This is a genomic window from Bacillus sp. 16GRE42 (assembly GCF_019837435.1).
In the GTDB taxonomy this organism is placed as follows: Bacteria; Bacillota; Bacilli; order Bacillales; family Bacillaceae_G; genus Bacillus_A; species Bacillus_A wiedmannii.
This window is the reverse complement of record NZ_JADAXF010000001.1, coordinates 2,322,282-2,336,243: the sequence shown is the minus strand read 5'-3', so window position 1 is coordinate 2,336,243 and position 13,962 is coordinate 2,322,282. Positions and strand designations below refer to the sequence as shown.

Here is a 13,962-nt window from a genome sequence, read left to right as displayed (position 1 = left end):
TTTTTACATAAAGGCTCGGTAGCTCAGTCGGTAGAGCAGAGGACTGAAAATCCTCGTGTCGGCGGTTCGATTCCGTCCCGAGCCACCATTTTGAAGTCGCAAGCCGACTTAGCTCAACTGGTAGAGCAACTGACTTGTAATCAGTAGGTTGGGGGTTCAAGTCCTCTAGTCGGCACCACTTTCAAAATGAGCCATTAGCTCAGTTGGTAGAGCATCTGACTTTTAATCAGAGGGTCGAAGGTTCGAATCCTTCATGGCTCACCATTTACAATTTAATGCGGGTGTAGTTTAGTGGTAAAACAAGAGCCTTCCAAGCTCTGGTCGAGAGTTCGATTCTCTTCACCCGCTTTTCAATTATGGGCCTATAGCTCAGCTGGTTAGAGCGCACGCCTGATAAGCGTGAGGTCGATGGTTCGAGTCCATTTAGGCCCACCATAATTATTCCGCAGTAGCTCAGTGGTAGAGCTATCGGCTGTTAACCGATCGGTCGTAGGTTCGAGTCCTACCTGCGGAGCCATATTATAGAGAAGTACCCAAGTGGCTCAAGGGGCTCCCCTGCTAAGGGAGTAGATCGCGAACGCGGTGCGAGGGTTCGAATCCCTTCTTCTCTGCCAGAATTGGCCCGTTGGTCAAGTGGTTAAGACACCGCCCTTTCACGGCGGTAACACGGGTTCGAATCCCGTACGGGTCATACTAAAAGAGATAGCATAATCTGCTATCTCTTTTTTGTTGTTTATAAATATAGAGGAAGCTATAACAGATTATAAATAATAAGTTTAAAAAGTTATATTAATTTAAATAGGATTACCTCTCCTTACACATAAGAAGAGGTAATCCTATTTTTTGAATATGTTTTAACTCTCTGCTGAATGCCCATCCGGTTTCATAACAGCATGACTATATGCGGAGTGGAGAGTTTTGTATCCTAAAAGTGCAATAGTTAAGGCAAGGCCTCCTGCTATAATAGCAACACTAAACCCTGCACGAGCTCCAAAGTTATCAATAACTAAACCAGCTACTGCTGATCCTAGAGAGACTCCAATACCAAGTCCTGTAATTGCCCAAGTCATTCCTTCAGTTATTTTTGATTCAGGTACGATTTTTTCCACAAGCCCCATAGTAATAATCATAGTAGGAGCGACAGATAACCCTGCAAAGAAAACAATAACTACTAGCCAAGTAATAGTGCTTACGAGAACTAGTGGCAGCATTGTTATCATGGAAAGTGTGACTGCTATTAAAAACTGATTATAGGGTGGAGTATTGAGTTTAAGAGTACCGAAAATTAGACCTGCAAGGCATGAACCGATTGCATAGACAGAAAGCACAAAGCTAGCAGCTACTGTGTTTCCTTGCTGTTCAGCAAAAGCTACACTAACGACATCTATTGTGCCGAAGATAGTGCCTATAGCAATGAGTGTGAATACTAGTACTCGCAAAGAACCAATTTTAAATATGTTCCTTTGTTTGTAATGTCATGAGGGTGCACAGGCGGTTCTGTGCTTTTTTGCATGGTGAATAGGCATACCCCAATTGTGAGAAAAACAGATGATAAAAGTGGTTCGGCTTCTGGGAAGAACATAACACTTAAACTGACAGATAATACAGGACCAATTATGAAGCAAATTTCGTCGACGACCGATTCAAAGGAAAATACTGTATGCAATTTGTGGGATCCACGGTATAGTTTAGTCCAACGCGCACGTACCATAGCTGACATGTTTGGCATACAACCTGCACATAAGGCGGATAGAAATAGTGTCCAATAAGGAGCTTCATATTTCGTACATAGAAGTAAGAGGATCGTAAAGAAAACACTGATACCTGCAGTCGGAAGAAGTATGCGAGATTGCCCTAATTGATCGGCCATACGAGAAATATGAGGAGCTAGTAAAGCAGATGATAATGTAAAGGTGGCTGCAACAGCTCCAGCAAGCCAATAGTCACCACGTAACTGAGATAACATTGTAACAATACCAATACCCATCATTGATATGGGCATCCGAGCTATAAATCCTGCTAATGAGAATCCTTTTGTACCAGGAGTACTGAAAATCTCACGGTAGGAATTAAACATGATAATCACCAAAGTATTTGACGTTTACATATACATTCTTCATTCTTTTAACTCCTCCTCTGTTTCATTAATACCTTCTATAAAAAGGGACAGTGAGTCAATGTAGGATATAGGTAAGAAGTTATACTATCTTGTAAGCTAGAAATAATTGACATACGCACCATATGCCAATATCCGTATTAACATACGGAGCGTATGTCAATTTAAATGTTTTATCTCTAGATAGAGAGCTGACGTTTAAAGGAGTTATTCTTTTACATAGAGAACGGTACTATAATGCAATTCATTTTTAATAAAGAGGATGAATAGAAGTAGGAGGAAAAGATGATTAAAAAACAAGAGCAGAGATGATCACTGAAACACGTGCTAAATTGCTGAGTGCAGCAAGAGAGGCTTTTGGTACAGTTGGATATGTAAATACGTCTATGGATGATTTTACAGCATCTGTCGGTTTAACACGTCGTGCAATTTATCATCATTTTGGTGATAAAAAAGGATTGTTAGAAGCGGTTGTAAAAGAAATTGACATGGAAATGGATAATAAATTAGGGGAAGTATCAGATGAGGCCGAAGGAAAATGGGAAGGATTTGTTGGGCGTTGTCGTGCGTATTTAACAATGGCACTTAATCCAGAAATTCAGCGAATCGTACTTCGAGATGCACCGGCAGTATTAGGAACTAGTTATTATCAATCATCACAGTCGAAATGTTTAACGACGATGGCGGAGATACTTCAACAATTAATGAAGGACTCTATTATTGAAAAGACGGACTGTGAGGCTTTAGCAAGATTCATAAATGGCGGACTAGTGGACCTTGCTTGTTGGATTGCGAATTCTGAAGATGCAGAGATGCAGTTGTCTAAAGCTTTGCATAGCCTATCACTTATATTGGATGGTTTATTACTAGAAAAGAATGCATGATTTTAACGGATATTCTTTTTATTAATATACAGTAATGGTTAAAAGGGAGGTGTTAAAGTATATGCTAATCCATTTAGTTCATCGTATTCTATATAAGCTAATTGGCGTCCATCTTGTAAGGGGATGATGTGATCAGTCAGTTTAATCTTATAATGTGATTACATTTTTATTCACAATCTAAAGAAAACACCTAATTTGGTATGGATTCCACACCTATTCCATCAACTTTACACTCTATGTGAAAAAGTTCACAAATAGGTCATAATTTGTGAAGTAATTCACAATGATACGTGCTACAATATGAATGTAAAGAAGTTAAACAACATTAAATTAGTATTTTAATTAATTACTTAAACAATCATAAAAAAATATATGTGAACAATAGAGAGGGGAAATTAACATGAAAAAAGGTATCAATCGTGTAGTATTAGTAGGAACAGGAGCTGTAGGTTGTAGTTACGCTTACTCAATGATCAACCAAGGTGTAGCTGAAGAATTCGTATTAGTAGATGTTAATGAAGCAAAAGCAGAAGGGGAAGCAATGGACTTAAGCCATGCGGTACCATTCTCTCCATCACCAACAAAAGTTTGGAGCGGTAGCTATGCAGATTGTAAAGATGCAGATCTAGTTGTTATCACTGCTGGATTACCACAAAAGCCAGGTGAAACTCGTTTAGACTTAGTTGAGAAAAATACAAAGATCTTTAAACAAATCGTTCGCGGCATTATGGATAGCGGATTCGATGGAATTTTCTTAATCGCTACAAACCCAGTTGATATTTTAACTTACGTAACTTGGAAAGAATCTGGTTTACCAAAAGAGCGCGTAATCGGTTCTGGTACTACTTTAGACTCTGCTCGTTTCCGTTACATGTTAGGTGACTACTTAGATGTAGATCCACGTAACGTTCATGCTTACATCGTTGGTGAACACGGTGACACTGAACTTCCAGTATGGAGCCACGCTACTATCGGTGTACAAAAACTAGAAACAATCTTAGCTAACAACGAACAGTACAAACAAGAAGACTTAGATAAAATCTTCGAAAACGTACGTGATGCAGCTTACCATATCATCGAGCGTAAAGGTGCAACTTACTACGGAATCGGTATGTCACTACTTCGTGTAACTAAAGCAATCTTAAGCAACGAGAACAGCGTATTAACTGTATCTGCATATCTTGAAGGACAATATGGTGAGAAAGATGCTTTCGTAGGTGTTCCAGCTGTTATTAACCGCGAAGGTGTACGTGAGATCGTAGAACTTGAGCTAAATGAAGATGAAAAAGCGAAATTCGCTCATTCTGTAAAAGTATTAAAAGAAACAATGGCACCAGTACTATAATAATTGTTAAACCATTCAGAGGCGGGACACTGCTTTCTACCTCTGAATTCATATAATTTAATATAAATTCCTTTTCCGGTTTCCCTTGTATATCCCCAATATACCCCTTTTGCTGGATAAGGGTCGTTTATAGAAAAGAGCACTCTACTTTATATAGAGTGCTCTTTATTATTATTTTTTAGGCGTTAATCCTAATTTCTTTAAAATATCTGCAAGTGTACCGCTTTTTGATTTTTCAACAGGTGTTTTTGAGTTAGATGCATCTGGACCTTTCTTCAAGAAGTTCTTTTCAACGAAGCGAATATCTTTTTCGTCGACAATACCATCTTTGTTAAGGTCACCGTCTTTTACAGACAGTCCTTTTTTATCATAGTTGCTAGCGATAATTTCTGCATCTTTAATATCAATTACTTTATCTCCGTTTACATCACCTGCAAGGCTTTCATCAAGGCGTGCATAATAATATTGGCCAAGTAGCTTACCATCTTTTTCAGTACCTAATTTCGTTGTTAGTCGGCTTGTTAAATGCCCTGGAATCTCCACGTATAAGTTGTAGTCGCGTTTATTAACAGGAAGTCCATTCAGTTTGAAGTAACCGTATTTATCAAGTGAGCCTTCAAACTTATGACGGTAAGAATCTGTTGCATATACTTTTACGCCAAGCTTTGTATAATCGAATTTCTCATCTAAATAGCCACGTTCATTTAAGAATGCACCAGGTTTAATATTGCCTTCTGCTAGTGAGTTTAAAGACATTACTGAGAATGTTTGATCTTGAAGTACACGCATTCTGTTTGGCTCTGATTCACCTTGTTTCCAGTAAGCAAACACTGCTAAATCTAATTGAGCATTTGCTTCATAAAATTCATCATTTTCTACTTTGAAAGTTACATCAATGAACGGGAAATCACCATCTAACCCAGCAAAGTTTTTGTCATCGATAGCTCCGCCTACTGTGACAGAACCTTCTTCTAATTTAGGTTCATTCACTTTTGCCGTTACCCCTTTTTCAGAAAGGAGCTTTTCAAAAGCAGGATTCAATTTCGCATTTGCAAATTTGAAGTTCTTCTCTAGGAATTTTACGTTAAATTCTCCAGATATAAATTGTTTCACATGTTTGGCGTTTAGCGTCACAGTGAATTCATCATCTTTATATAATTCCTTTTTATCGTAACTAGCTTTTGCATATTGAGCGCCTTGCGGGATAAACCAATAGTTATTTACACCGCTTGGGTAGTCAGGACCTGCAGTTGCATAATCGAAAATATATACGCCTGTATTCATTGGGCCTTCCACCTTAAAGGATTCAGGAGTAATGCCAACTTTAAAGTCACCATTTGCATTAATAGGCAAAAACTTATGCAAGTATGGAGAATAATCATAGTACATAACACCATTCGCTTCTTGCGTAATGTTAAATCCTTTTCCTTTTAAGTAGTCAACGTTAGAATCATATACATTTCCTTTAATCCATAGTGCTTTTTTACCGTCTTCTACTGTATAGTTTTCTTCATTTAATTCATAAATACCAGGCTGTAATCCAGTTAATTTCACTTCTGGCGGTGTATTATCAATTACGACATAATCACCTTTCACACGTGCTTTTCCGGCTTTATCATAGCCAACAAACTCAATTGTGTAATCACCTTCTGGTAAGTCGATTTTCTCATCACCAATTGGTTTTGCAGGATCATTTGTAAAAGGATACACTCTGCCGTTAAAGAATGAATCTAAGTAGTAATACACGTCCGTTTTTAGTCCACTCGTGTTTAACATTCCGATGAAGCCAAGCGCTTTATTTGTTTTTGAATCTTTCACGATAAGGTCTAACGTCTCCAGTTCGCTGTTTAATTGGAATGCCCCGTGCAAATACGATTCACGGTATGGATTGAATTTAGATGTATCAGTTGAGATTGTTTTTCTTGATAACAGTGCATTTTCAATACCAGGCTCTGATACACGAATAGAGAACGGAATTTGATATGTTTCTTCTTTATTTTTCGTATTTGTAATATGAATATATCCTTCATATCGGCCTTGCTTTGCACCAGCTGGAATATTGATTTTTGCTTCAATTTCATCTGATTTTCCAGCATCAATTGTAATTGTTTCAGAAGTAGAAACTTTTACACCGTTTGCGGTAGCATCGTTAATAGCAGAAGATGCTGGTGTATAAGAAATTTCTGTTTTAAATTCTTTCTTCTCTTGTTTATTGCGATTTTCAACTTTAATTTTTCGTTTTTGTTCAAGAGATTCCCCATCTTTTTGATAGTATTTACCGAATGCAATGGATCCAGTTTCTTCGGGTACTTCAATCACTTCATCGTTTACAATCGTTTTTGTCGTATCTAACACTTTAAAACTTGTTTCAGTGTGAACAGAGTTATAAGCATCTACTCTTCCAGCTCCCACTTCATATACGGAATACTTTTCTTTTAAATCATCAGCAGTGTTCATAAGAGACGCTTTTACATCGAATGGAGAGTATTCTGGGTGTTCTTGTAAAATAAGAGCAGCAACGCCAGCGATATGTGGAGATGCCATAGATGTTCCTTGCATACGTTCATAGGAAACATCGTAGTTTTCACCTTCTTGTGGGTCGTTAATATATTCCGGTACCGTTGAAAGTACCGCAACACCAGGCGCTGTAATATCAGGTTTAATATCATCATTTGATGTAACAGGACCGCGTGAGCTAAAGTCTGCAAGATGATCGCCTTCTGTTTGAATGTAATTGATTTCATCGAAAGTTAAGGATGTTTTGCCTTGTTCGATTTGAGCTTTTAGTTTTTCGCCATCTTCTTTCGTTAGGCGGAATGCAGGAATGTATTTTGTGCTTTCGCCAATGTAGTTAGGAATTTCTCCATCCACATTGTTATAAATAATAACTGCTGTTGCACCAGCTTGTTTCGCATTTGCGATCTTTTCATCAAATGAAATTGTACCACGTGCAACGAGAGCGATTTTTCCTTTTACATCTTTTTTACTAAACTCGTCAGGAGTACCAATTCCTACAGATTCAATAGGGAGAGATTTTCCTTTGAAATCTTCTATTTTATCAGTGAAGTTTTTGCCGAATAAAATTAGATTAGGGAATTGTAATTGTCCAGCATGACCTGATAGTTTCGGTAAGGAAATAGAGCTATCACTTGCTCCGACTGTAATAGCAAATGGAGAAGCGCCTGGTGATCCGAGTGTTGCTGGATTTGGACCAGAGTTACCAGCAGCAACGACTGTAACAACGCCCGAAAGCATTGCATTATTGACAGCGATAGACGTTGGATCAAGCGGATTGTTGCTATCGTCACCTAACGATAAGTTAATGACGTTCATACCGTCAGAAATAGATTTATCGATTGCAGCAATAATACCGGAACTATCTCCGCTTCCATAAGGACCGAGTACTCGGTAGTTATACAGTTCAATGTCAGGTGCAACACCTTTTACTGCGGAATCTGATTTGTTTTTCTTTTGAGCAGAAACGATACCTGCTACGTGAGTACCATGCGCAGTGTAGAAGGAAGAACCGCGATCATCAAATTCAGGAGCACCAGATTGTTGCCACTCTGTATAAGTTGTTTCCATCGGATCTGCATCGTTATTAATAAAGTCCCAACCTTTTACGGAGTTTGGGTCTACCTTACTAGAATCTTCACCCGGTTTTGCGCGATAGCCTTTATACACGTCTTTTAAGTCGGGATGATTGTAATCAATACCTGTATCTAATACACCAACTTTAATTCCTTTTCCGGTAATGCCCTCGCTATGTAACTTATCTACCCCAATTTGTGGAATGCTATCTGTTAGTTTTTGAGGTGCTTTCTGCTCTGCTTGTTTTGGTAAATTTAGTTTCACTTCGTAATCTTTCCAAATACGTTTTACAACGCCAATTCGTAACAATTCTTCAACTGTATTGGCAGGTAATGTCAGCGCAACGCCATTTATAGCATGCTTATAAGAACGTTTAATTTGTACAGACTGGAAATTCCCTGATTTTACTGATGGGCTAAATTGATAAAGACGTTTGAGTCCTTTTTGGAATTCTTCATGTTCTTGATCAATACGTGCTTTTATATTTTTAGGAGCAGCTTGTAACCCTTTTTCTTTTTGCTTTAATTCATTAATCTTTACTGGAGCAGTTTGAAACTCTACAATGATATTTACTGGTTCAGAACTACTCGTATTAATATCTGGCGAAATAGTAAAACCAGGATTGGTATCTAACGTTTGTAATGCCTGACGTTGTTCTTTAGAAAGTTTTGATAGTAAAGACTGGACGCTGGAAGAGTCAATTTGGTTAATTGGGTTTTCAGCGAGAACATTGAACGGAAGGGCAGTTGAAAATAGAACGCCAGCCGTTACAATTCCGGTAACAAAACGATTTTTCTTTTTCATATATAGGCCTCCGATAATTTATATTTTAAAATTTATTTCTCCACGCCAGGTGTTTGCTCTGCATGGAATGTCCAGTTTAGCTGTAAGGAATCACCTTGGAATTTATTTTGATCCTGGTCGTTATCTTCAAAGGAGAAGAGCACATGTAAGGAATCTGTTTCACCAGATTTAATACCATCTATTAAGTTATGACGTTCTAGAGAAGTAGCTACATCTTCAGGTTTCATAGTTTTTAATTTTGATAGTTTTGTTTCCCACAAAATTTCATGATCATCGTTTGGATTAGATGGCTTTCCATCATTCACTAAAAATTTGACGATGATATGATCACCTAAATCTTCACCATCATTATTTTGCTTTGCATCTGTAACGTCATAGGATGTTTCAAGTGCTACTTTCGCAATATCCAATGATCCTTTGTTTTCAAGCTTGAAATTTCTTTCAATCAAATCGCCTGGTTTTAAATCTTTCACGTTAACGATTACACTTGGGTTAATAGAAAGATCTAGTGTACCAGCTTGGAATGAGTTACTAGATGTTTCAGCATCACTGAAATAGGCGAATACACCACCGAATGTAAGGGATAAGCCAAGTGAAGCTGTGACAACTCCCATTCCAACCTTTTGTTTTAATGACATAAGAAAGCCCCCTAGTTAAATTTTTTATAGCGACCGTTCGTAACAAGGATAAATAAGTAAACACAGTAGTCCACTATGAATTATAATTACGAAAGGTCTATGTTCTTTATTGAGAACAAGTATATGCTTATGAATTTTCCATTTCAATAAAATTATGACAAAAAAATATTGAGAAACATTTTTTATGACAGATTATTTTGTGGCGATTTTAAGTGATAAATAGCGAGTAAAATAGGATAAATCTAATAAAATAAAGGTTGAGAAATAAATAATAGGATGAAAGACTAGTAGGAAATGAAGCGTTTGCAATGAATATTCGTCAAAATTCGATATTTTACACAGTAAATTTGAATATTTTAAGCGAAATTAAAGAAAAAAACGAATATTTTTTAAAAAATAACAAGGATATTTCAGTTTTTCGCAGAAATGATAAAGAGTAAAAAATTTCTGTCATCTTAGTGGGGTGAACATATTGGATGTAATAAATTGTGAAGAAGTGAAACGAGATGAGTTTCATACAGAAAAGTACTATGACAGTTATAACATCTTTGGGGCACATATTGTGACGGAAGATGGGATGCGAGGTGTACGATTCACAGTATGGGCTCCTCATGCGAAAGCAATGAGTGTTGTTGGAGATTTTAATGAATGGGATTATGAGCAACATAAGATGCTACAAGTGACAGAAGATGGGATTTGGTCCTTGTTTGTACCGCATATTGAAGAGAATGAGATATATAAGTATGCGATTGAAACGATGGACGGTGATGTGATTTTAAAAGCAGATCCTTACGCAGTATATGCAGAAGTAAGACCAAATACGGCATCTGTAGTTTTTGATATAGAGGGATATGAATGGAATGATAAAAACTGGATTCGTAAGAGAAAGAAAAAATCGATTTATAAAGAAGCGATGACAGTTTATGAATTACATTTCGGTTCTTGGAAAAAGAAAGAAGATGGCGCTCTGTATTCTTATAGAGAAATGGCCGAGGAGCTCATTCCGTATGTGGTGGAACATCAATTTACACATATTGAAATTATGCCGCTTGTTGAGCATCCATATGATCGTTCTTGGGGATATCAGGGGACGGGATATTATGCAGCGACAAGTAGATTCGGCACGCCACATGATTTGATGTATTTTGTCGATGAATGTCATAAATATGGAATCGGTGTCATTTTAGATTGGGTGCCGGGGCATTTTTGTAAAGATGCTCACGGTTTATATTTGTTTGATGGGACACCGACTTATGAATATAAAGATATAGATGTACAAGAAAACCTAGTATGGGGAACTGTTAATTTTGATTTAGGGAAGAGGGAAGTACGTAATTTCTTAATTTCAAATGCGTTATTTTGGATGAAGTATTTCCACATTGACGGTTTCAGGGTGGATGCAGTTGCGAACATGCTGTACTGGAATAAAGAAGGACAAGAGCAAAGTAATGAGCACGCTGTTTCATTTTTACGAGAGTTAAATGAAGCGGTGTTTGCAGAAGATGAAGATTTTCTTATGACAGCAGAAGATTCAACAGCTTGGCCACTTGTAACAGCTCCAACGTATGAAGGTGGGCTTGGGTTCAATTACAAATGGAATATGGGCTGGATGAATGATGTGCTGAAATATATGGAGTGTGCGCCTGAGTATAGGAAGTATATTCATGAGAAAATGACGTTCTCTTTAATATATGCTTACTCTGAAAATTTCATATTACCGCTTTCTCATGATGAAGTCGTTCATGGGAAAAAGTCGTTATTAAATAAAATGCCAGGAGATTACTGGGATAAGTTTGCTCAACTTCGTTTATTATATGGATATTTCTTTACTCATCCAGGTAAGAAATTACTCTTTATGGGTGGAGAATTCGGGCAGTTTGATGAGTGGAAAGACCTTGAAGATTTAGATTGGAATTTACATGATTTTGAAATGCATCGTTATATGCATGATTACTTTAAAGAGCTCATAGCATTGTATAAGCGCTCCAAACCACTTTGGCAGCTTGATCATTCACCTGAAGGATTTCAGTGGATAGATGCTAATAATCATGAGCAAAGTATTTTCTCGTTTATCCGCCAAGGGGATAAACAAGAAGATGCGTTAGTTGTCGTATGTAATTTTACGAAAGCTACATATGAAAACTATAAAGTAGGCTTGCCAGATTTTGAGTATTATAACGAGATTTTAAACAGTGACGCTGAGCAATATGGCGGCTCGGGGCAAGTGAATAAGAAACGTCTCAAGACGATTCAAGAGCCGTATCATAATCAAGCGGCGCATGTAGAAATTACAATTCCACCATTTGGCGTATCCATATTACGACCAGTGAAGACGAGAAAGGGGAGCAAAAAACAAGATGGCTCAAAAACAAAAATGCGTAGCAATGTTACTAGCAGGGGGAAAAGGTAGTCGATTAAGTGCATTAACAAAAAATTTAGCCAAGCCAGCTGTTCCATTTGGTGGTAAATATCGCATTATTGATTTTACGCTAAGCAACTGTGCGAATTCTGGTATTGAAACAGTGGGGATTTTGACGCAATATCAACCACTTGAACTTCATAACTATATCGGAATCGGCAATGCTTGGGATTTAGACCGAGTAAGCGGTGGAGTCACAGTGTTACCTCCTTATGCAGAATCTTCAGGGGTGAAGTGGTACACAGGTACGGCAAGTGCCATTTATCAAAACTTAAACTATTTAAGTCAGTACGAACCAGAATATGTTCTGATTTTATCAGGCGACCATATTTATAAAATGGATTACAGTAAAATGCTAGATTACCATATTGAGAAAGAAGCGGACGTTTCGATTTCTGTTATTGAAGTGCCGTGGGATGAAGCGAGTCGTTTCGGTATTATGAATACGAACGAAGAGATGGAGATTGTTGAATTTGAAGAGAAACCGCAATTTCCAAGAAGTAATCTTGCATCAATGGGAATTTATATTTTTAACTGGGCAATTTTGAAAGAGTATTTAGAGATGGATGCAAGAAATCCTGAATCTAGTAATGATTTCGGAAAAGATGTACTTCCGCTTTTATTAGATGAAGGGAAAAAGCTGATGGCGTATCCGTTTGAAGGATATTGGAAAGATGTTGGAACGGTGAAGAGCTTATGGGAAGCGAATATGGATTTACTTCGCGATGAAACATCACTGAATTTAAATGATCGTAATTGGCGTATTTATTCTGTGAATCCAAATGAGCCACCTCAATATATTGCAGAAAAGGCAAAAGTAGAAGAATCACTTATTAACGAAGGATGCGTCATTGAAGGGGACGTGAAGCATTCTGTGTTATTCCAAGGGGTGACGGTGGAAGAAGGTAGTATGGTTATTGATTCGGTCGTTATGCCAGGAGCGAAGATTGGTAAAAATGTTGTGATTGAAAGAGCGATCGTTGGTTCGGAAATGGTTATTGAAGATGGAACAATTATTCGTCCAGAAAAAAATGTCGACGATGTAGTACTCATTGCTGAAGGGAAATAGAAAAGGGGGATGAAATGAATGGGAGAAAAAATGTTAGGAATTATTAATGCAACGGGAAGTTTTCCTTCCTTAAAGAAAGTAACAGGGCATCGTTCATTAGCGGCGTTACCGTTTGGGGGCCGTTACCGACTCATTGATTTCATGCTTTCAAATATGGTGAATTCTAATATTCATAGTGTAGCGGTTTTTACAAGTCATAAAAACCGTTCACTAATGGACCATGTTGGTTCAGGAAAACAGTGGGATTTAGATAGAAAAAGAGACGGATTGTTTTTATTCCCGCCAAATTGCCAATGTGACCAAGATGAATTTGGATCTTTTGCACATTTTAGAAGACATATTGATTATTTTTTAAGAGCTAGAGAAGAATACGTTGTTATTACGAATAGCCATCTCGTAACAGCATTAAATTTTCAAGCGGTGTTAGAGCGACATATACATACGGCAGCTGATATTACTGAAGTTTGCCATGAAGGGGTTTCGCTTCAAACATACGTGTTAAAGAAACAATTATTGTTAGATTTATTTGAGACATATAAAGATGTGGAGCAATACAGTTTATTTGATGTAGTGAGAGAAAAGCGCGGAAAATCACTGCATATTGCTACGTATGAGCATACAGGATATGTAGCTATTATTGATTCGATTGAAAGTTACTATAAACATAGCTTAGAAATTTTGCAGCCTGCTATTTGGAAGCAATTATTTAAGAAAGAAGCACCGATCTTTACGAAAGTAAAAGATGAACCACCAACTCGTTACCTGAAGGGTGCAGCCGTGAAAAATACAATGATTGCAAACGGCAGTATTATTGAAGGAGAAGTAGAAAATAGTGTTATCTCCCGTTCTGTTACAATTGGAAAAGGTTCAATTGTTCGTAATAGCATTATTATGCAAAAGAGCAAAATTGGAGATAACTGTATAATAGAAGGTGTTATTATTGATAAAGACGTGAAAATTGGTGACGGTGTTGTACTAAAAGGAAACGCCGATGATCCATATGTTGTAGAAAAAGGAAGCGTTCAAAGCAGTACGATTAATAGTTATTCTTAAAAGAATCAGTGGGGGTTTTTCCTCCACTGATTAAAGCATTCAT

The 13,962-nt window shown here is 37.5% G+C and carries 7 protein-coding genes, 8 tRNA genes and 1 pseudogene; 13 read left to right on the top strand and 3 right to left on the bottom strand.

The features are described 5' to 3' along the window. Positions 1-12: 12 nt before the first annotated feature. The 8 genes from ILS93_RS12235 to ILS93_RS12200 all read left to right on the top strand — a co-directional run bounded on the left by ILS93_RS12235 (position 13) and on the right by ILS93_RS12200 (position 691). Positions 13-88: transfer RNA gene (locus ILS93_RS12235), tRNA-Phe, on the top strand. A 14-nt stretch (positions 89-102) separates the two neighbouring features. Further along, a tRNA-Thr gene (locus ILS93_RS12230) sits at positions 103-178 on the top strand. A gap of 10 nt (positions 179-188) precedes the next feature. After that, positions 189-264, top strand: a tRNA-Lys gene (locus ILS93_RS12225). Positions 265-277: 13 nt separating this feature from the next. Continuing rightward, positions 278-348: transfer RNA gene (locus tag ILS93_RS12220), tRNA-Gly, on the top strand. 10 nt (positions 349-358) lie between these two features. Continuing rightward, a tRNA-Ile gene (locus ILS93_RS12215) sits at positions 359-435 on the top strand. Positions 436-442: 7 nt separating this feature from the next. Continuing rightward, positions 443-517 (top strand) — tRNA-Asn (locus ILS93_RS12210). Positions 518-523: 6 nt separating this feature from the next. Next, positions 524-614, top strand: a tRNA-Ser gene (locus ILS93_RS12205). A 5-nt stretch (positions 615-619) separates the two neighbouring features. Continuing rightward, positions 620-691: transfer RNA gene (locus ILS93_RS12200), tRNA-Glu, on the top strand. A gap of 163 nt (positions 692-854) precedes the next feature. On the opposite strand, the pseudogene ILS93_RS12195 reads toward ILS93_RS12200, so the two are convergent. Then, positions 855-2,077: pseudogene (locus ILS93_RS12195) on the bottom strand (MFS transporter). A gap of 347 nt (positions 2,078-2,424) precedes the next feature. Here ILS93_RS12195 and ILS93_RS12190 point away from each other — a divergent pair. Further along, a complete protein-coding gene (locus ILS93_RS12190) occupies positions 2,425-3,000 on the top strand; it encodes a TetR/AcrR family transcriptional regulator (protein ID WP_222660533.1) in 576 nt (191 codons plus the stop codon). Between the two features lie 400 nt (positions 3,001-3,400). Further along, the gene (locus ILS93_RS12185) at positions 3,401-4,345 is read left to right on the top strand and encodes an L-lactate dehydrogenase (protein WP_000715344.1); all 945 of its coding nucleotides are present in this window, start codon (positions 3,401-3,403) and stop codon (positions 4,343-4,345) included. Positions 4,346-4,516: 171 nt separating this feature from the next. Here the strand turns inward: ILS93_RS12185 and ILS93_RS12180 are convergent, their stop codons facing one another. Together ILS93_RS12180 and ILS93_RS12175 are read right to left on the bottom strand one after the other, a co-directional pair. Continuing rightward, entirely contained in the window at positions 4,517-8,740 is a 4,224-nt protein-coding gene (locus tag ILS93_RS12180; protein ID WP_149173701.1) for a S8 family serine peptidase, read from the bottom strand. A gap of 32 nt (positions 8,741-8,772) precedes the next feature. Next, positions 8,773-9,378, bottom strand: a complete 606-nt coding sequence (locus ILS93_RS12175; protein WP_064474432.1) for a CalY family protein — start codon at positions 9,376-9,378, stop codon at positions 8,773-8,775. A gap of 472 nt (positions 9,379-9,850) precedes the next feature. Here ILS93_RS12175 and glgB point away from each other — a divergent pair, with 472 nt between their 5' ends. From glgB to glgD, 3 genes are read left to right on the top strand one after another with little or no spacing between them, the layout of a single operon-like run. Then, entirely contained in the window at positions 9,851-11,788 is a 1,938-nt protein-coding gene (glgB, locus tag ILS93_RS12170; protein ID WP_098110811.1) for a 1,4-alpha-glucan branching protein GlgB, read from the top strand. Beyond that, positions 11,736-12,866 (top strand): glucose-1-phosphate adenylyltransferase, encoded by a 1,131-nt coding sequence (gene glgC, locus ILS93_RS12165; RefSeq protein ID WP_000057613.1) that lies wholly within the window; start codon positions 11,736-11,738, stop codon positions 12,864-12,866. Before glgB ends, glgC begins: the two co-directional genes overlap by 53 nt. An 18-nt stretch (positions 12,867-12,884) precedes the next feature. Beyond that, complete coding sequence (glgD, locus tag ILS93_RS12160; RefSeq protein ID WP_098101795.1) at positions 12,885-13,919, top strand: glucose-1-phosphate adenylyltransferase subunit GlgD; 1,035 nt, start codon at positions 12,885-12,887, stop codon at positions 13,917-13,919. Positions 13,920-13,962: the final 43 nt, after the last annotated feature.

What these genes read in the sequence shown, in the direction of transcription:
- glgC (WP_000057613.1), top strand. Translation starts at nt 11,736, where the DNA reads ATGGCTCAAAAACAAAAATGCGTAGCAATGTTACTAGCAGGGGGAAAA.
- glgD (WP_098101795.1), top strand. Translation starts at nt 12,885, where the DNA reads ATGGGAGAAAAAATGTTAGGAATTATTAATGCAACGGGAAGTTTTCCT.
- ILS93_RS12185 (WP_000715344.1), top strand. Translation starts at nt 3,401, where the DNA reads ATGAAAAAAGGTATCAATCGTGTAGTATTAGTAGGAACAGGAGCTGTA.
- ILS93_RS12180 (WP_149173701.1), bottom strand. Translation starts at nt 8,740, where the DNA reads ATGAAAAAGAAAAATCGTTTTGTTACCGGAATTGTAACGGCTGGCGTT.
- ILS93_RS12175 (WP_064474432.1), bottom strand. Translation starts at nt 9,378, where the DNA reads ATGTCATTAAAACAAAAGGTTGGAATGGGAGTTGTCACAGCTTCACTT.
- ILS93_RS12190 (WP_222660533.1), top strand. Translation starts at nt 2,425, where the DNA reads ATGATCACTGAAACACGTGCTAAATTGCTGAGTGCAGCAAGAGAGGCT.